Origin of the sequence: Streptomyces sp. NPDC091287 (assembly GCF_044768525.1) — a bacterium.
Taxonomy (GTDB): Bacteria; Actinomycetota; Actinomycetes; order Streptomycetales; family Streptomycetaceae; genus Streptomyces.
On the sequence record NZ_JBIVUV010000016.1, the window covers coordinates 150,745 to 168,133 of the forward strand.

At 71.0% G+C, this 17,389-nt stretch carries 15 protein-coding genes; 11 read left to right on the plus strand and 4 right to left on the minus strand.

Annotation, left to right across the window (positions count from 1 at the left end; translation table 11 throughout):
* Positions 1-107: 107 nt before the first annotated feature.
* A complete protein-coding gene (acs, locus tag ACIQRW_RS26485; protein WP_403764641.1) occupies positions 108-2,105 on the minus strand; it encodes an acetate--CoA ligase in 1,998 nt (665 codons plus the stop codon).
* Between the two features lie 358 nt (positions 2,106-2,463).
* On the opposite strand from acs, the gene ACIQRW_RS26490 reads away from it, so the two are divergent.
* Positions 2,464-3,975, plus strand: a complete 1,512-nt coding sequence (locus ACIQRW_RS26490; protein ID WP_403764643.1) for a hypothetical protein — start codon at positions 2,464-2,466, stop codon at positions 3,973-3,975.
* Between the two features lie 107 nt (positions 3,976-4,082).
* Here the strand turns inward: ACIQRW_RS26490 and ACIQRW_RS26495 are convergent, their stop codons facing one another.
* The gene (locus ACIQRW_RS26495; protein WP_403764645.1) at positions 4,083-5,078 is read right to left on the minus strand and encodes an ATP-binding protein; all 996 of its coding nucleotides are present in this window, start codon (positions 5,076-5,078) and stop codon (positions 4,083-4,085) included.
* Positions 5,079-5,180: 102 nt separating this feature from the next.
* On the opposite strand from ACIQRW_RS26495, the gene ACIQRW_RS26500 reads away from it, so the two are divergent.
* Positions 5,181-6,005: an oxidoreductase gene (locus tag ACIQRW_RS26500; protein ID WP_403764647.1), complete on the plus strand. Its 825-nt coding sequence runs from the start codon at positions 5,181-5,183 to the stop codon at positions 6,003-6,005.
* Positions 6,006-6,604: 599 nt separating this feature from the next.
* On the opposite strand, the gene ACIQRW_RS26505 is transcribed toward ACIQRW_RS26500, so the two are convergent.
* Positions 6,605-7,450, minus strand: coding sequence for an HAD family phosphatase (locus ACIQRW_RS26505; RefSeq protein WP_003967438.1), 846 nt, complete (start codon positions 7,448-7,450; stop codon positions 6,605-6,607).
* A 500-nt stretch (positions 7,451-7,950) separates the two neighbouring features.
* On the opposite strand from ACIQRW_RS26505, the gene ssd reads away from it, so the two are divergent.
* From ssd to ACIQRW_RS26540, 7 genes are all read left to right on the plus strand, one after another.
* Complete coding sequence (ssd, locus tag ACIQRW_RS26510; RefSeq protein ID WP_403764649.1) at positions 7,951-9,084, plus strand: septum site-determining protein Ssd; 1,134 nt, start codon at positions 7,951-7,953, stop codon at positions 9,082-9,084.
* The gene (locus tag ACIQRW_RS26515) at positions 9,081-10,229 is read left to right on the plus strand and encodes a TadA family conjugal transfer-associated ATPase (RefSeq protein ID WP_403764651.1); all 1,149 of its coding nucleotides are present in this window, start codon (positions 9,081-9,083) and stop codon (positions 10,227-10,229) included. Before ssd ends, ACIQRW_RS26515 begins: the two co-directional genes overlap by 4 nt.
* A complete protein-coding gene (locus ACIQRW_RS26520) occupies positions 10,226-11,149 on the plus strand; it encodes a type II secretion system F family protein (protein ID WP_403764653.1) in 924 nt (307 codons plus the stop codon). The genes ACIQRW_RS26515 and ACIQRW_RS26520 overlap by 4 nt, the downstream gene beginning before the upstream one ends.
* A complete protein-coding gene (locus ACIQRW_RS26525) occupies positions 11,146-11,988 on the plus strand; it encodes a type II secretion system F family protein (protein WP_403764655.1) in 843 nt (280 codons plus the stop codon). Before ACIQRW_RS26520 ends, ACIQRW_RS26525 begins: the two co-directional genes overlap by 4 nt.
* Before the next feature lie 148 nt (positions 11,989-12,136).
* A complete protein-coding gene (locus ACIQRW_RS26530; protein WP_403764657.1) occupies positions 12,137-12,403 on the plus strand; it encodes a DUF4244 domain-containing protein in 267 nt (88 codons plus the stop codon).
* A 94-nt stretch (positions 12,404-12,497) separates the two neighbouring features.
* Entirely contained in the window at positions 12,498-12,863 is a 366-nt protein-coding gene (locus ACIQRW_RS26535) for a TadE family type IV pilus minor pilin (protein ID WP_403764659.1), read from the plus strand.
* 174 nt (positions 12,864-13,037) lie between these two features.
* Positions 13,038-13,538: an Rv3654c family TadE-like protein gene (locus tag ACIQRW_RS26540; RefSeq protein ID WP_403764661.1), complete on the plus strand. Its 501-nt coding sequence runs from the start codon at positions 13,038-13,040 to the stop codon at positions 13,536-13,538.
* On the opposite strand, the gene ACIQRW_RS26545 is transcribed toward ACIQRW_RS26540, so the two are convergent.
* Positions 13,501-15,969, minus strand: a complete 2,469-nt coding sequence (locus ACIQRW_RS26545; RefSeq protein WP_403764663.1) for a DEAD/DEAH box helicase — start codon at positions 15,967-15,969, stop codon at positions 13,501-13,503. The genes ACIQRW_RS26540 and ACIQRW_RS26545 overlap by 38 nt on opposite strands.
* 79 nt (positions 15,970-16,048) lie before the next feature.
* On the opposite strand from ACIQRW_RS26545, the gene ACIQRW_RS26550 reads away from it, so the two are divergent.
* Both ACIQRW_RS26550 and ACIQRW_RS26555 read left to right on the plus strand, forming a co-directional pair.
* The gene (locus tag ACIQRW_RS26550; protein ID WP_003967428.1) at positions 16,049-16,402 is read left to right on the plus strand and encodes an STAS domain-containing protein; all 354 of its coding nucleotides are present in this window, start codon (positions 16,049-16,051) and stop codon (positions 16,400-16,402) included.
* Between the two features lie 199 nt (positions 16,403-16,601).
* Complete coding sequence (locus ACIQRW_RS26555) at positions 16,602-17,072, plus strand: ATP-binding protein (protein WP_403764665.1); 471 nt, start codon at positions 16,602-16,604, stop codon at positions 17,070-17,072.
* The last annotated feature ends 317 nt before the right edge of the window (positions 17,073-17,389 follow it).

The following is a 17,389-nucleotide window of genomic DNA, read 5'->3' on the forward strand; positions in this document are numbered from 1 at the left end:
CGTACTCCGTACTCATGTGGCTGTTCTGTGCTGTCGGCCGATCCGTGGTGCTGTCGGTCCTACTCCTACCCCTACTCCTACCCCTACCCCTACCCCTACTCCTACCCCTAGTCCTCGGACGAGGAGGACGGCAGCTGGGTGGTGATCAGGTCCATCACGGAGGAGTCGGTCAGCGTGGTGACGTCGCCCAGCTCGCGGTTCTCGGCGACGTCGCGGAGGAGGCGGCGCATGATCTTGCCGGAGCGGGTCTTGGGCAGTTCGGCGACCGGGAGGACCCGCTTGGGCTTGGCGATCGGGCCGAGGGTCGTGCCGACGTGGTTGCGCAGGTCGGCGACCAGTTCGTCGGAGGCGGTGGCGGTGGAGCGCAGGATCACGAACGCCACGATGGCCTGGCCGGTCGTCTCGTCCGCGGCGCCGACCACGGCGGCCTCGGCGACCGACGGGTGGGAGACGAGGGCGGACTCGACCTCGGTGGTGGAGATGTTGTGCCCGGAGACGAGCATGACGTCGTCGACCCGGCCGAGCAGCCAGATGTCGCCGTCCTCGTCCTTCTTCGCACCGTCGCCCGCGAAGTACTTGCCCTCGAAGCGCGACCAGTAGGTGTCGATGAACCGCTGGTCGTCACCCCAGATGGTGCGGAGCATGGAGGGCCACGGCTCGGTGAGGACGAGGTAGCCGCCCCCGCCGTCCGGCACCTCGTTGGCGTCGTCGTCCACGACGGTGGCGGCGATGCCCGGCAGCGCGCGCTGGGCGCTTCCCGGCTTCGTCTCCGTCACACCGGGCAGCGGCGAGATCATCATCGCGCCGGTCTCGGTCTGCCACCAGGTGTCCACGATGGGGCACTTGTCGGCGCCGATGTTCTTCCGGTACCACATCCACGCCTCGGGGTTGATCGGCTCACCGACCGAACCCAGGACGCGGAGGCTGCTCAGGTCGAACTTCGCGGGGATGTCGTCGCCCCACTTCATGAACGTACGGATCGCCGTGGGGGCGGTGTAGAGGATCGTGACGCCGTACTTCTGCACGATCTCCCAGAACCGGCCCTGGTGCGGGGTGTCCGGGGTGCCCTCGTACATGACCTGCGTCGCGCCGTTGGCCAGCGGGCCGTAGACGATGTACGAGTGCCCGGTCACCCAGCCGATGTCGGCGGTGCACCAGTAGACGTCGGACTCCGGCTTCAGGTCGAAGACCGCGCTGTGCGTGTACGACGCCTGGGTGAGGTAGCCGCCGGAGGTGTGCAGGATGCCCTTCGGCTTACCCGTGGTGCCCGAGGTGTAGAGGATGAAGAGCGGCTGCTCCGCCTCGAAGGCCTCGGGGGTGTGCTCGGCGGACTGCCGGGCGGTGATCTCGTGCCACCAGACGTCGCGGCCCTCGGTCCACGCGGTGTCCTGGCCCGTGCGGCGGACGACGAGGACGTGCTCGACGTTCTCGAACCGCGAGACGGCGTCGTCGACCGCGGGCTTGAGCGCGGACGGCTTGCCGCGGCGGTAGCCGCCGTCGGCCGTGATGACGACCTTGGCGTCCGCGTCCTTGATACGGGCGGCGATGGCGTCGGCCGAGAAGCCGCCGAAGACCACGGAGTGCGCGGCGCCGATACGGGCACAGGCCAGCATCGCGATCGCGGCCTCGGGGATCATCGGCAGGTAGACGGCGACCCGGTCGCCCTTGCCGACGCCCAGTTCGGTCAGCGCGTTGGCGGCGCGGGAGACCTCGTCCTTCAGCTCCGCGTAGGTGATGGCCCGGCTGTCGCCCGGCTCGCCCTCGAAGTGGATGGCGACCCGGTCGCCGTTGCCCGCCTCGACGTGGCGGTCCACGCAGTTGTACGCGACGTTCAGCTTGCCGTCCGCGAACCACTTCGCGAAGGGCGGGTTGCTCCAGTCGAGGGTCTCGGTCGGCTCGGTGGCCCACGTCAGGCGGCGGGCCTGCTCGGCCCAGAAGCCCAGCCGGTCCGCCTCGGCCTGCTCGTACGCCTCTGCGGTGACGTTGGCGTTGGCGGCCAGCTCAGCAGGCGGAGCGAATTTCCGCTCTTCCCGAAGCAGGTTGGCCAGGCTCTCGTTGCTCACGACTTCTCCCAGTCCCAGGGTGTCCGTTGTGTCCCGGGGCATAGCTCATCAGGCGCGGGGCCAGGTGACAAGGGCCTGCCGGGAATTGGTTTAGACCTGTGTCTTCGTGTATGGAGCCATGATCCCGCTTCGCGGGGTGTGGCGGGTGTGGCGGGGTGCGACGCGGAACGGGGTCACCTGATTGCACGGGGCCGGGGCTCGCCCGGTTCAGGCCGGAGGCGTTCGGGCTAGTTGATAACTCTTATCAGTGAATAGGCAGCTTTTCATTCGGTATGTCGCCCTTGCTGTGCGGAACCGTGTGCGAATTTGGCCGCGCCGTGTCGGCACTTCAACGCAAATAACCTGCAAGGAAGAGGGTGGGCGGATGATGGACGCCACGAAGAGGATCACCTTGGGCGTCATGTCCACGGCCTTGGTCGCCGTGCTCGCGGGCTGTTCCGGAGCCGGATCCGGGGGGTCCGCGTCAGGGGGCGCCGGAGCCGACACGGAGAAGGGCGCCCACGGCGCCAAGGAGAACCCCGCGGCCGCCGCCCCGAAGAACGCCGTCAAGCTCATCGGGGACGGGTCCACCGCCTTCACCGGAGTCCAGCCGAAGATGCCGGCCGCCGAACGCCTGGCGCCCGGCGAGAAGCCTCCCCAGTTCGTGGTGTTCTCCTGGGACGGTGCCGGAGAGGACAGCCAGAAGCTCTTCTCACACTTCCGCGGCGTGGCCAAAAAGTACAACGCCAAGATGACGTACTTCCTCAGTGGCGTGTACCTGCTGCCGGAGGAGAAGAAGGATCTCTACAACCCGCCCCAGCACGCACCGGGCCGTTCCGACATCGGCTTCAACGACACCGAGGGCATCCGCGACACCCTCAACGAGGTGCGTGCCGCGTGGCTGGAAGGCAACGAGATCGGCACCCACTTCAACGGCCACTTCTGTGGCAAGGACGGCGGCGTCGGGACCTGGTCCGTCGATGAGTGGAAGAGCGAGATCAGCCAGGCGAAAGCTTTCGTCAAGAGTTGGAAGACCAACGCTCCGGAGCTGAAGGACGAGGCCCCGCTCCCCTTCGACTACGACAAGGAACTGGTCGGCGCCCGCACCCCCTGCCTCGAAGGCCAGAAGAACATGGTCGCCGCCGCCCGGACCATGGGCTTCCGCTACGACTCCAGCGGCGTCGGCAACCAAGTCTGGCCCCAGAAGAAGGACGGGGTCTGGGACATTCCGCTCCAGCTCGTTCCGATGCCGGGCCGAGCCTTCGAGACCCTCTCGATGGACTACAACTTCATGGTCAACCAGTCCGGTACGGCCACCCAGGGAGACCCCTCCCAGCACGAGTACTGGGGCGACCAGATGCGGGACGGGCTGCTTCAGGCCTTCGACCGCTCGTACAACGGCAACCGGGCGCCCCTGATCATCGGCAACCACTTCGAGTCCTGGAACGGCGGCACCTACATGCGCGCCATCGAGGAGACCATCGCGCAGGTGTGCACCAAGGAGGGCGTGCGCTGCGTGTCGTTCCGTCAGCTCGCCGACTGGCTGGACGCACAGGCCCCGAAGACGCTGGCCAAGCTCACCACGCTCGACGTCGGCGAGGCGCCCAAGACGGGCTGGTCGTCCTACCTCGGCACCCAGCAGGCCGCCGCGCAGCCCGCGGACAAGGGCAAGGGCAAGGACAAGGACCAAGGCAAGGACCAGGGCAAGGACCAGGGCGAGGGCGAGGACCGGGGCGAGGGTAAGGATCAGGCCCCGGCGGAGGACGCCGGAGAGGCCCCGGGCCAGGCCCCGGGCGGGGATGTCGGAGAGGTCCCGGGCCAGGCTCCGGGCGGGGATGTCGGAGAGGTCCCGGGCCAGGCTCCGGATGAGGCCCCGGGCGATGCCTCGGGCCAGGGTGACGCGGGTTCGGCTCCCGCCGGAGCGACTGGCTGAAGCACCGAGGGAACGCCCGCCGAAACATCGGCCGATCGCGCGTGCCGCATCGTTCGCCCCCTCGTCGGCCACCGAAAGGTGGCCGACGAGGGGGCCCGTGCGATGAGTCAGGCGGGTGCGGTCACGCCCGCTCCTGCGTGGCGTTCGTCGAGCACGAAGGCGGGGTCGACCTGAGCGGCCAGGTCGGCGCCGGTCTTCTTGTTGCCCCAGCTCTCGGCGTTCTTCAGGTGGAAGTGCACCATCTGGCGCGTGTAGCGCTCCCAGTCACGCGTCCCGTACGAGTCCTCGGCGGCGTCCTGCAGCGTCTGCAGGGTCATCCGATTGTCGGCCTCCAGCAGCTCGAACCTGGACGGCCGCCCCTTCTCCACCGACCGTACCCAGTCGGAGTGGCCGACCCCGATCAGCAAGTCGTCGCCGACCTCCGCACGCAGGAACTCCAGGTCGTCCGGGCCCTGCACCTTGTTCCCGACGACCTTCAGGGCGACGCCGAAGTCGCGTGCGTACTCCTTGTACTGGCGATAGACGGACACCCCCTTACGGGTCGGCTCCGCAACCAGGAACGTCATGTCGAAGCGCGTGAACATGCCCGAGGCGAACGAGTCCGAGCCCGCCGTCATATCGACCACGACGTACTCGTCGGGGCCGTCGACCAGGTGGTTGAGGCAGAGCTCCACGGCCCCGACCTTGGAGTGGTAGCAGGCCACTCCGAGATCGGACTCCGTGAAAGGCCCCGTCGCCATCAGCCGGACGTCCCCGTCGTCCAGCCGAACCGTGCGCGCGCAGGCCGCGAAGATCGGGTTGTCCTCGCGGACCCGCAGCAGCCGGGAGCCCTCGCCGGGCGGAGTCGTTTTGATCATCGTCTCGGCGGAAGCGATACGGGGATTGGCGCCCCGCAGGTAGTCCTTGATGAGGGGGAGGTGCGCCCCCATGGCGGGCAGCGCGGCGGCCTCTGCCTCGTCCAGGCCGAGAGCGGCCCCCAGGTGCTGGTTGATATCGGCGTCCACGGCGATGACGTGGGCTTCGTTGGCGGCGAGGTGGCGGATGAAGAGCGAGGACAGCGTGGTTTTTCCGCTGCCGCCCTTCCCGACGAAAGCGATCTTCATGTTCACCTAGGGTAGCGGGTCCGTCGCGGTGTGCTGTCACTGTTCGTGAAGAAGGCCACTTGGGGGTGGTGCGGGTGTGGTGGGCGCGTAGCCTCGCTACTTATGAGTACGACTGCCTCTGACCCGCTCGCCGCGCTCAGTTCCCTGCCCGGCGTTCCCGATGCCGTGGACTCCGTGCGCAAGGCCGTCGACCGGGTCTACGGTCATCGCGTCATGCGGCGCCGCAGCAATGAGGTCACGGCCGAAGCCGCACTGCGGGGTTCTCGTGGTTCGGCCGCGCTGGCCGGTGCCGACTGGAACCTCGAGGAGGTGCGTCGGCGTACCGACTTCAGCGGCGAGGACGAGGCGCGCATGGTCGGCGCCGCGCTGAGGCTTACCGCGGAAGCTGGGCAACTCCTTTCCATCTGGCGACAGTCACCCCTGCGGGTGCTGGCTCGCTTGCATCTGGTGGCGGCCGGCGGGGCGACTCCCGACGACGCGGTGGGGCGCCCTCGGCTGGCGGGTGAATCCGTCGACGAGTCGCTGATCGAGGCACCGATTCCGGGGGCCGAGGAGGTCGCCGGACGGCTCGAAGGGCTCTCGCGGCTGATCATTGCGGGCGGCACCGCCCCCGCGCTGGTCACGGCCGCCGTGGTGCACGGCGAGCTTTTGGCGTTGCGCCCGTTCGGTTCGCACAACGGTCTGGTGGCCCGGACCGCCGAGCGCATCGTGCTGATCGGCAGCGGGCTTGACCCGAAGTCGATCTGCCCGGCCGAGGTGGGACACGCGGAGCAGGGCCGGGCGGCCTATGTCGCGGCGTTCGAGGGCTACACGGCCGGAACCCCGGAGGGCATGGCCGCCTGGATCACCCACTGCGGGCGCTCCGTCGAGCTGGGTGTGCGCGAGTCGACCGCGGTGTGCGAGGCGCTTCAGCGCGGTGCCGCCTGAGGTGCCCTGCCGCTGCCCGGGTGCCCGATGCCGACCCGGGGCCGATGTCGGCTCGGGGCCGGCGCGGCGTCGAGGTCGACGCGGCCTCGACGTTCGACGTGCCTCGGGGCGGAAGTGGCCCAAGGGCTCGATGCGGCAGGCGTCGGAGGGTGCGAATGGCGCGGAGGGCGCGAAGGGCGCCGCCGGGTGAAGAGGTCGACTTCCGGGCGGCCGTGGGGTGATGGCCCGGGGCAAGGGTTGCGGCGGCACCGATGTGCGGTACCGCCGCTGGCACGTCCGCCCAGTTACCAAGCGTCCTCGTAGTTTGCCCATCAGGTCGGGTACTTTGCCCGTCACCTGGTGCGGCTGGCCCGTAATCGACGGGTCGACGTCGCGTGGGTGCTCGGCTTTCGTGCGCGGTCCGTGGGGCCGTTCTGCGTTACAGGTCATCCTCGCGGATGTCCTTGGTCTCGCGGGCCGTTAAATCCTTTGTACTCCAGGACCAGGGGAAGGGATACCCCTGGCCCCGCTTCTTTACTTTTAGGTTCAATCAAGGGCGAATCGGGCGAGGCGGCACTCCGGTGAGCGCCCCTGCTCACCTCGCTGCGCCTCGCCCCGTCTCACCCGGGCAGGGCGGCGCCGGCGGTACGCCGACGACTGGCGTACCAGACCAGCCCGGCGGTGACGGCCGCCGCGCCGACCGCGGCCGCCGCCACGAGAGCGGGGCGGGGAGGCATCGAGAAGGCGGGCAGCCGCTGCTTGAGTCGGACCGGGCGGTTGAAGACGAGAATCGGCCACTCGCGAAGGGTCGCTTCGCGGCGCAGCGCGCGGTCGGGGTTGACCGCGTGCGGGTGGCCGACCGACTCCAGCATCGGTACATCGGTCGCCGAGTCGCTGTAGGCGTAGCAGCGCGAAAGGTCGTACCCCTCCGAGACCGCGAGCGCCTTGACGGCCTCGGCCTTGGTCGGCCCGTAGGCGTAGTACTCGACCTCGCCAGTGAAGCACCCGTCGTCACCGACGACCATGCGCGTGGCCACGACACGGTCGGCGCCGAGCAATTCGCCGATGGGCTCGACGACTTCGGCACCCGAGGTCGAAACGATGACCACATCGCGCCCCGCCGTGTGGTGCTCTTCGATGAGGGTGGCGGCCTCGTCGTAGATGATCGGGTCGATCAGGTCGTGCAGGGTCTCGGCGACGATCTCCTTGACCTGCTGGACGTTCCACCCCTTGCAGAGGGCGGAGAGGTATTCGCGCATCCGCTCCATCTGGTCGTGATCTGCGCCCCCGGCGAGGAACACAAACTGTGCGTACGCAGTGCGCAGTACAGCGCGGCGGTTGATCAGTCCGCCTTGGTAGAAGGACTTGCTGAAGGTCAGCGTCGAAGACTTCGCAATGACCGTCTTGTCCAGGTCAAAGAAGGCTGCTGTGCGCGGCGAGAAGCAGTTTTCCACAACGCTGAGCATAGGGGCCCACCATTCGGCGTAAACTCCGGCGCGTGGGTTTGCCTGAGAAGGCCCTCGGGTACACCATGGAAGTCACGGATCGTTCGCGACCGTGCTAACCCGGTCCGACTCCTCCCCCCCCGAGTCGGCCGTGGGGACGACCCCCGCTCTCCCCCCCGGCGGGGGTCGTCGCATGTCCGGACGCGTTTTAGGGGTGGGAACCACCTGAGCCTCCCGTCTGGCCGCCCATCGGCCTGATGATGCGAGCCGGGTGTCGCGCGACTCGCCTCGTCACAGTGTGTAGCCAGAGTGCTGCGCTCCGGAAGTCGCTGGATCGAGTTACGAAGTTATTCACAGCCTTGAAGTTGTCCACAGTTTTTCATCAAGATCCACATGATTTTCCGAGGCGCTGCACGTTGATTCCACCCGCGAAGTCCGCGGGTGCCGGAATCGCGCATCTCGGAACGCTCCGAGAACACCGCGAACCGCACTGAAGGGGCAGTGAGAAGGGGGCGGAGATCGTGGCTGGATCCATCGCAGAAGGAGCGGCGGTCGACGGGAGGCGGCGCGGAGGCCCGCTGATCGTGACGGAGGACGTGGAACTGCTCGACGACCTGCTGCGGCTGTGCGCGGCGGCCGGAGCCGAGCCGGAAGTCCATCACGGGCCGCCCGGGCACCGGGGCGGCTGGGAGCGGGCTCCGATGGTGCTGGTGGGGGATGACGCCGCCGCGCGTTGCCGCGGCGCCGGCCGCAGGAACGGGGTGATGCTGGTGGGTCGGGACCAGGACGACCCGGACGTGTGGCGGCGGGCGGTGGAGATCGGGGCCGAATATGTGCTGCGGCTGCCCGATTCCGAGGCCTGGCTCGTCGATCAGATCGCCAACGCCGCCGAAGGCGTGGGGCGGCCCGCTTTCACCGTCGGTGTGATGGGCGGCCGGGGCGGCTCCGGCGCATCGACGCTGGCCTGCGCCCTTGCCGTGAGTGCGGCGAGGGCCGGTAGGCGGACGATGCTGATCGATGCCGACCCGTTGGGGGGCGGGATCGATGTCCTGCTCGGCGGTGAACGGGCCGAAGGCATGCGGTGGCCGGATTTCGCGCAGTCGAAGGGCCGTCTCGGGGGCGGAGCCCTTGAGGACTCGCTGCCCGCGCTCCACGGGTTGCGGGTGCTGAGCTGGGGTCGGGACGACGAGGTGGTGATCCCGCCGCAGGCGATGCGTGCGGTGCTGGCCGCCGCGCGACGACTCGGCGGGGTGGTGGTCGTGGACCTTCCACGCCGGGTCGACGAGTCAGTCGCCGAAGCACTGGCCCAACTCGATCTCGGCCTGCTCGTGGTGCCGGGCGAACTGCGCGCGGTAGCAGCGGCCAGGCGCGTCGCGGCCACGGCCGGAATGGTGCTGGACGACCTGCGGGTGGTGCCCCGGGGGCCGTATGCGTCAGGGCTGGACGGGCGATGGGTCGCCCAGGCCATCGGCCTCCCGCTCGTCGGCGAACTCCCTTTGGAATCAGACCTTCTGGTCTCCCAGGACGACGGCACTCCGCCCGGGGGCAGTGCCCGGGGCCCGCTGGCCCGGTTCTGTTCGGCCTTCTGGGAGCGGGTAGCGGCGGCCGGTGACGCAAGCTCCGTGACCGGCCTGCCCGGGGGAGGGACGGCATGACGGACGAACTGCTCGATGCCGTACGCCAGCGGCTGGCACGTAGCGGTGCCGCTCCCACCCCGGCCGGAGTGGCTGCTGCTCTACGTGCCCAGGGGCGGTTGCTGGGGGATGCCGAGGTGCTCGGGGCGGCGGCAGAGTTACGCGGCGAACTCGTCGGCACGGGAGTGCTGGAGCCGTTGCTCGCGGATTCGGAGGTGACCGATGTGCTGGTCTCCGCGCCGGACCGGGTGTGGGTGGACCGGGGTGGTGGGCTCCAGCTGACGGGCGTCACCTTCCCTGACGCGGCGGCGGTGCGGAGGCTGGCCCAGCGTCTCGCCGCGGTGGCGGGCAGGAGGCTGGACGACGCACGTCCGTGGGTGGACGCACGACTGCCCGACGGCACACGGATGCACGCCGTGCTGCCCCCGGTGTCCGTCGGCTCGACCTGCCTCTCTCTGCGCGTGGTGCGGCCACGGGCCTTCTCGTTGGCGGAGTTGGTGGACGCGGGCACGGTGCCGCCGGGCGGAGACCGGATCCTGCGGGCGCTCGTGGAAGCGCGGATCTCCTATGTGATCAGCGGCGGCACCGGGGCGGGCAAGACGACGCTCCTCGCCAGTCTGCTGGGCGCGGTCGGCCCGAACGAGCGGATCGTGCTCGCCGAGGACTCCGCCGAGCTGCGGCCGGACCATCCGCATGTGGTCCGCCTGGAGTCCCGTCCGGCCAATCAGGAGGGGGCGGGCCGGGTGACGTTGCGGGATCTGGTGCGGCAGGCACTGCGCATGCGGCCCGACCGGCTGGTGGTCGGAGAGGTGCGAGGAGCTGAGGTCACCCAGTTGCTGGCCGCGCTGAACACTGGACACGAAGGGGGGTGCGGCACTGTCCACGCCAATGCCGCCGAGCATGTTCCGGCCCGACTGGAGGCTCTGGGCACCGCGGCCGGCCTCGACCGGGTGGCACTGCACAGCCAGTTGGCGGCCGCGCTCTCTGTGGTCGTGCATCTCGTGCGGGACCGCGCGGGGCAACGGCGAGTCGCCGAGGTGCACGTCCTGGAGCGGGACGCGGCGGGGCTGGTCCTCACGGTTCCGGCCCTGAGCTGGGGCGTCGGCGGATTCGTTCCGGAGCGCGGATGGGAACGTCTGCGGTCGCTGATCGGAGGTGCGCTGTGACGGGGGCAACGTCCGCTTACGCGGCCCATGCGGTGGCTCTCTGCGCGGGTTCAGCGGTGTGGCTCGCGATGGTGCGGGACACGGGCGTTCGGCGGGCGCGGGTGTTGTTCGTGGATGCTCCCGCCGAGCCGGGTCGGCCATGGAGCCGATGGCGGCCGCACCTGCTCAAGGTCCTGGGGCGTGTGAGGGAGTCCGCACGGGGGCGTCGGGAGTGGTGGTGCGTTCCGGTCGCGGGGCTGCTTGCGGTGCTGGGGGGTTCGGTGCTGCCGCTGGTCGCGGGGGCCGTGGCGGTCCCGTTGGTGCGACGGTGGTTGCGGAGGCGGGCAGGAGCGCGTCAGGCGGAGCGGGCCGCGACCGCGGTGGCGGCGTTGTGCGGAGCCGTGGTCGGGGAGCTGCGGGCCGGCCGCGAGCCGGGCCAGGCGTTGTTGGTCGCGCTCCGCGAAGGTCCGGCGGAGGCCGGCTCAGGGGCTACGCCCACTTCAGGCGGCCGGCTGGGGGAGGCGGAGGCCGCGGTGCTGGCGGCGGCGCGGTTCGGCGGTGATGTGCCGGCGGCGCTGCGGCAGGCGGCGGAGGGCCCGGGGCTGGGGGGCCTGTCCGGAATGGCCGCGTGCTGGCGCGTGGCCGTGGACGGCGGGGCCGGGCTGGCGACCGGGCTGGAGCGCCTGGAGGCGGCGCTGCGGGAGGACCGGCGCAGACGGGAGGAGCTACGCGCTCAACTGGCGGGCGCGTGGTCGACGGTCGTGGTCCTGGCCCTGCTCCCGCTTGCGGGTCTGGGGCTGGGAGCGGCACTCGGGGCCGAACCCCTGCGTGTACTGCTGCACACCCCGGGCGGCCTGGCCTGCCTGGCTGTGGGGGTGCTCCTGGAGGCGGCCGGGCTGTACTGGGCCTGCCGGATCGTGCGCGGAGGGGAGGCGGCGTGAACGTGGCGGACGGAGAAGTTCTCCACAGCCTGGGGATGTCGGCGGCGGTGCTGGGCGTGGCGGCTCAGCTGGCAGCCGTGATCGCCGCCGGATTTCGGAAGCGGGCGGTGCGTGGGCGGGGGGCACTGCTGCTGGGGACGGTCATTGCGGCACGGCCCGGCAGGTGGAGCCGGCTGGTCGCACCGTTCCGGGCGAGCGGTGGTTCGGGTCTCTCCGAGTCCGCCCGGCGGTGGGCGGCCCCGGCCGGGGCTTGGCTGGCCGGATGGATTCTGGTCGGCGGCGCGATGGGCTGCGCGGTCGGTTCGGCCGCGGCGTACGGGCTGTGGCGGTGGCGGCGAACCCGGCCATGCGCTCGTCCCGGCGGTACCCATCCGGAGCGGGCCGTGATCGCCGGGCAGCTTCCGTTGGCCGCGGATCTGCTGGCGGCCTGTATCGCGGTCGGGGCAGGTCCCCGGGAGGCGGCCGCGGAGGTGGGCGAATCCATCGGCGGCCCGGTCGGTGACCGGCTTGCCCGCACGGCCGCCGAGATCCGCCTCGGCGGCGAACCGGCCGAGGCTTGGGGTCGGTTCGGGGAGATACCGGGCGCCGGCCCGCTGGCCCGCTGTCTGCACCGGGCGGGTTCGACGGGGGCTCCGGCCGCGGAGCCGGTTGCCAGGCTGGCCGAGTCGATGCGCGCCGAGCGAGCCGCCGCGGCGGTGGCGCGGGCGCAACGGGCCGGGGTGCTGATCACGGCGCCGGTCGGCCTCTGCTTCCTCCCCGCCTTCCTGGCGGTCGGGGTGGCGCCGGTGATCATCGGCCTGGCCGGCGACCTGCTCGCGACCGGCCGTCCGGGCTGGTGAGGCTGCGCGGGCCGGTGGGCCTGCCGGGCTGGTGAGCCTGCCGGGCTTTCGCGGCCGTCGGCGACCTGGCGGTCATTCATTTTCGCTGTCACTCACGGGTGTTCCATTCAGGGCGCCCGCTCGTCATCGATGCTCATCGGGGGATGAAATGGAAACGAAGTTCTGGGGCCGGGCCGTCGACGTTCTGCGCGGAGGCCGGCTGTCCGCAGGTGTGCCGGACCGGAGGGTGAAGTGGGCCGCACGGTGGGCGGGGCGGCTCGGCCGGTCCGACCGAGGGATGACCACGTCCGAGTACGCGGTGGGAACCATCGCCGCGTGCGCCTTCGCGGCGGTGCTCTACAAGGTGGTGAACAGCGGGCCGGTGCTGTCGGCGCTGCAGTCGCTGGTCGAGGACGCGCTCGATGCGAAATTCTGAGACCCCGCCGGGGCCCTGCCCGGGGAAGGGGCCCGTGGCATCGGTCCGCGGCCTTCCCCGGGGGCGGCAGCGGGGGCCGCACGGGCGCCCGGCCATGCGTGGCGACGGGCGCGGCGACCGGGGCGCTGTGACCGCGGAGGCGGCGGTGGTGATCCCGGTGCTGGTGACCTTCACCATGGCGCTGCTGTGGGCGTTGCTGGCGGCCTCGGACCAGATCCGATGTGTGGACGCGGCGCGGGCGGGGGCACGGGCGGCGGCCCGTTCGGAGCCGGAGGCGGCGGTACGGGAAGCCGTCCGTGACGCGGCACCCCGCGGTGCCCGGGTCGAGGTGGGGCGGGCAGGAGACCTGTGGCGCGTCCGGGTGGAGGCCCCGACCCCGGGGCCGGGCGTGCTGGCCCTGACGTTGAGCGCCGAGGCGGCCGCCCTGGCGGAGGACACGGTCGGGGGCTCCGGGCCATGAGGGCGAGGGAAAGGGAGACCCGGGGCCGGGGACTGGGCGGGTGTTGTCGGTGGGGCAGGTTCCGGCGGTCGGGTCGGGTCGGATCGGGGCGGGGACGAGGACGAGGGCGAGGGCGAGGACAGAGGTATGGGCCGGAGGATGGGACGTGGCGCGGACCGGGAAGCCGGCCGGCGAATGGATCGGATCGCAGCCTGGCTCGGGGCCCGGATCGCAGCCCGGCTCGGGGCCCGGCTCGGGGCGCGGATTGCACGCCGGGTCGCGAACCAGCGTGCGGGTCTTGGCGCGGACCGGGGTGTGGCGACGGTGTGGGTGGCTGTCACCGCGGCCGGTCTCTGCACGGTGTTCGCCGTGGTGCTCGCGCTGGGACAGGCCGTGGCTGCCCGTCACCGGGCGGGTGGGGCCGCGGATCTGGCGGCCCTCGCGGCCGCGGACCGGGCGCTGGAAGGGACGGTGGCCGCGTGTGGGGCGGCCCGGCGAGTGGCCCAGGCGCAGGGGGCCGTGCTCGTTCGCTGCGGGGTGCACGGGGAGATCGCTGATGTGACCGCCCGCTCGGGATTCGGGCCCTACCTGCCCGCTGTCAGGGCCCGGGCCGGCCCTCCTGTCGATGTTGGGGCCGGATCTCCGGCCGATAGCCGGGCTATACCGGTCCGTTCGGTTCCGGGGGTGCGGTCCTGAGGAGTTCGGTGAGCAGGCGTACGGCTCCGCGTTTGTGCAGGGGCTCGTTGCCGTTGCCGCACTTGGGGGACTGGATGCAGGAGGGGCAGCCCGCCTCGCACTCGCAGGACGCGATGGCCTCCCGGGTCGCCGTCAGCCACGTACGGGCGGTGTGGAAGGCCCGCTCGGCGAATCCGGCTCCTCCTGGGTGGCCGTCGTAGACGAAGACGGTCGGCAGCAGGGTGTCGGGGTGCAGCGGTACGGACACGCCGCCGATGTCCCAGCGGTCGCAGGTGGCGAAGAGCGGCAGCAGGCCGATCGACGCGTGCTCGGCGGCGTGAAGTGCGCCGCCGAGGATCTCCGGGTTGACGCGGGCCGCGTCGAGCTGGTCCTCGGTGACCGTCCACCACACGGCGCGGGTGCGCAGGGTGCGGGGCGGCAGGTCGAGCTTCGTCTCGCCCAGGACCTCCCCGGTGATCAGCTTCCGGCGGAGGAAGGAGACGACCTGGTTGGTGACCTCGACGGAGCCGTAACAGAGCCGCCCCTGGCCCCAGGGGATCTCGGTGTCGGTCTCCAGGACGGTGATGGCCGTGGTGTCGCGGGCGACCGTCGAGTACGGCGGGTCGGCCTGCTCGACCAGGGCCACGGAGTCCTCCAGGTCCAGTTTCCGGACCAGGTGGGTGCGGCCCTGGTGGAGGTGGACGGCCCCCTCGTGGACGGCCGTGTGGGCGGCGGCCTCGTCGACGGTGCCCAGCAGGCGGCCGGTGCCTTCCTCGACGATCTGGACGGGGCGGCCTCCCCCGCCCCGGATGTCGGCCAGGTCGGCGGCCCGCTCGCGGCGCGTCCAGTGCCAGCCCGACGCCCGTCTGCGCAGCAGCTTCGCCGCCTCCAGCTGCGGCAGCAGCTCGGGCACGGCCGGGCCGAAGAGGGCGATGTCGGGCTCGGTCAGGGGCAGCTCGGCGGCCGCGGCGCAGAGGTGGGGGGCGAGGACGTAGGGGTTGTCCGGGTCCAGCACCGTCGACTCGACGGGCTGCTGGAACAGGGCCTCGGGGTGATGCACCAGGTACGTGTCCAGCGGGTCGTCCCGGGCCACGAGAACGGCCAGGGCGCCCTGCCCCGAGCGGCCGGCCCGGCCCGCCTGCTGCCAGAGGGACGCCCGCGTGCCCGGGTAGCCGGAGATGACGACCGCGCCGAGGCCGGAGACGTCGATGCCCAGTTCCAGGGCGGTGGTGGCCGCCAGACCGAGGAGCTCGCCGGAGTGCAGCGCCCGCTCCAGGGCCCGGCGCTCCTCGGGGAGGTAACCCCCGCGATAGGCGGCGACCCGCTTCGGCAGTGAGCGGTCGACCTCCGCGAGGCGCTCCTTGGCGATCACCGAGATCAGTTCGGCGCCGCGCCGGGAGCGTACGAAGGCGACCGAGCGGACGCCCTGGAGGGTCAGGTCGGTGAGGAGGTCGGCGGTCTCGGCCGTCGCGGTACGGCGAACGGGTGCGCCCTTCTCGCCGTGCAGGTCGGTCAGCGGGGGCTCCCACAGGGCGAAGACCAGCTCACCGCGCGGGGAGGCGTCGTCGGACACCTCCCGGACCGGCAGACCCGTCAGACGCCCGGCTGCGACCGCGGGATCGGCCGCCGTGGCTGAGGCGAGCAGGAAGACCGGATCGGCCCCGTAGCGGGCGCACAGACGGCGTAGACGGCGCAGGACCTGGGCGACGTGGGAGCCGAAGACGCCCCGGTAGGTGTGGCACTCGTCGATCACGACGTACCGCAGGGCGCGCAGGAAGGACGCCCAGCGGGGGTGGGAGGGCAGTATTCCGCGGTGCAGCATGTCGGGGTTGGTCAGGACGTAGTTCGCGTACTGCCGTACCCATTCGCGTTCCTCGACGGGGGTGTCGCCGTCGTAGACGGCGGGCCTGAAGGCGTTGCCGAGCGGGGCCGCGAGTGCCTTCACCGAGCGCCGCTGGTCGGCTGCCAGGGCCTTGGTGGGGGCGAGGTACAGGGCGGTGGCCCCGCGGCCGTTGGGGGCCTCCGAGCCGTCCAGGAGGGTGCTGAGGACCGGCGCGAGGTACGCGAGGGACTTCCCGGAGGCCGTGCCGGTGGCGATCACGACCGATTCGCCGTCCAGCGCGTGTTCCGCCGCGGCCGCCTGATGGGCCCACGGATGGGCGATCCCGGCCTTTTCGATCGCCGAGATCACTTCTGGCCGGATGCGATCCGGCCAGATGGCATGGGTTCCCGATCGCGGGGGCAAGTGCTCCGTATGAGTGATGCGCGCGGCCCGGCCCGCCCCTGCGGCGAGCCGGTCGAGGATCATGGCGGGAGAGGGGCGCGAGGCCCCACTCTCGGGTGGTCGTCCGGGACGGTGATTCTTGGCCATCGGCACCGAGTGTGTCACTGGCGTGACGGACAATGGTCCCAAGGCGTCGTGCATGGCTGCTGGTAAGTGATTGAATGCCATCGCGGCTGGCGATCCGTCCCCTGGCCTCCGTCGGGGAGACCGAGGGGCGACCGCTCGATAGCAAGGTGCTGGAGGATCCGTGGACCTGTCCCTGTCGACTCGCAATGTGTCCGGCCCTGGTGGCGACCGTACGGTCGTCGAGGTCGGTGGCGAGATTGATGTGTATACCGCGCCCAAGCTGCGCGAGCAGTTGGTCGAGTTGGTGAATGACGGCAGCTACCACTTGGTTGTCGACATGGAAGGCGTCGACTTCCTCGACTCCACCGGCCTCGGCGTGCTCGTGGGCGGCTTGAAGCGTGTCCGGGCCCATGAGGGCTCGTTGCGCCTGGTCTGCAACCAGGAGCGCATTCTCAAGATCTTCCGGATCACAGGTCTGACCAAGGTGTTCCCGATTCACACCACGGTCGACGAGGCTGTCGCCGCCACCGACTGAGGTCGGAGCGGACCGGCCCCCGGGCCGGTCGGCAGGCAGTGAACAGGCCGGCAGCGGCAGCGCGTGGGCCGTGACGGGCAGGCGGTCGACCCTTGGGTCGGCTGTCGGCTTTGTCGGCTTCCGGAGGAGGAGAGCAGGGGTGCCGGGCGATATGCCCGGGGCCTCTGAGGCGTACGCCCGAACGTTCGAGGGGGATGTCATGGCCACCGTTGAACTCCGCTTCAGCGCCCAGCCTGAACATGTCAGGACGGCCCGCCTGGTGGCGGCCGCCGTGGCGCGCAGGGCCGGCGTCGACGAGGCGGTGCTCGACGAGGTCAGGCTCGCCGTCGGGGAGGCGTGTAGCCGCGCGGTCGGGCTGCATCGCAGTCACGGCATCACCGAGCCGGTCAGCGTCGCGTTGACCGAGGAGGAGAAGGCGTTCTCCATCGAGGTCGGGGACAGTGTTCCCGGCCCCGGCGGGGATCCCACCGCGTCCGGGGCGCGTACCGGTTCCAGTGCTTCCGGAGCGGGGCCGGACCGGCCCGATCCCGAGATGGACGGTGAGGGCGAGGACGAGATGGGCCTCGCGGTCATCAGCGGTCTCGTCGACGACGTGGAGGTTCGATCCGGTGCGGCCGGCGGAGTGATCCGCATGAGCTGGCCGACGGCCGACGCCGCGGTACGCCCCTGAGGGCCCGTATCTGCGTCCGCTCCTGTGCCTGTGCCCGTACATGCTGCTCGCGTGTGCCCGTGCTTGCGCGCTCTGTGCCCGTGCCCAGTAACCCCGTACCCCGTGGCACTGTCCGTGCCCGTGCTCGCCGTTTCTGTGCCTCTGTCCGTGATTCCAGGTGCTGAGGTGCCCCGGTGCTGAGATCCGTCCCCCGGTCCCGGCGCGTTGAGGAGCGTGGGCGTTGAGCCGCGCGGATGATGTTTCGTTTTCCCAGGCCCTGCTGAGCAGGGCCTTTTTCTTGATTACCCTCGCGTAATGCGCCTGCCTCATTACTGCAT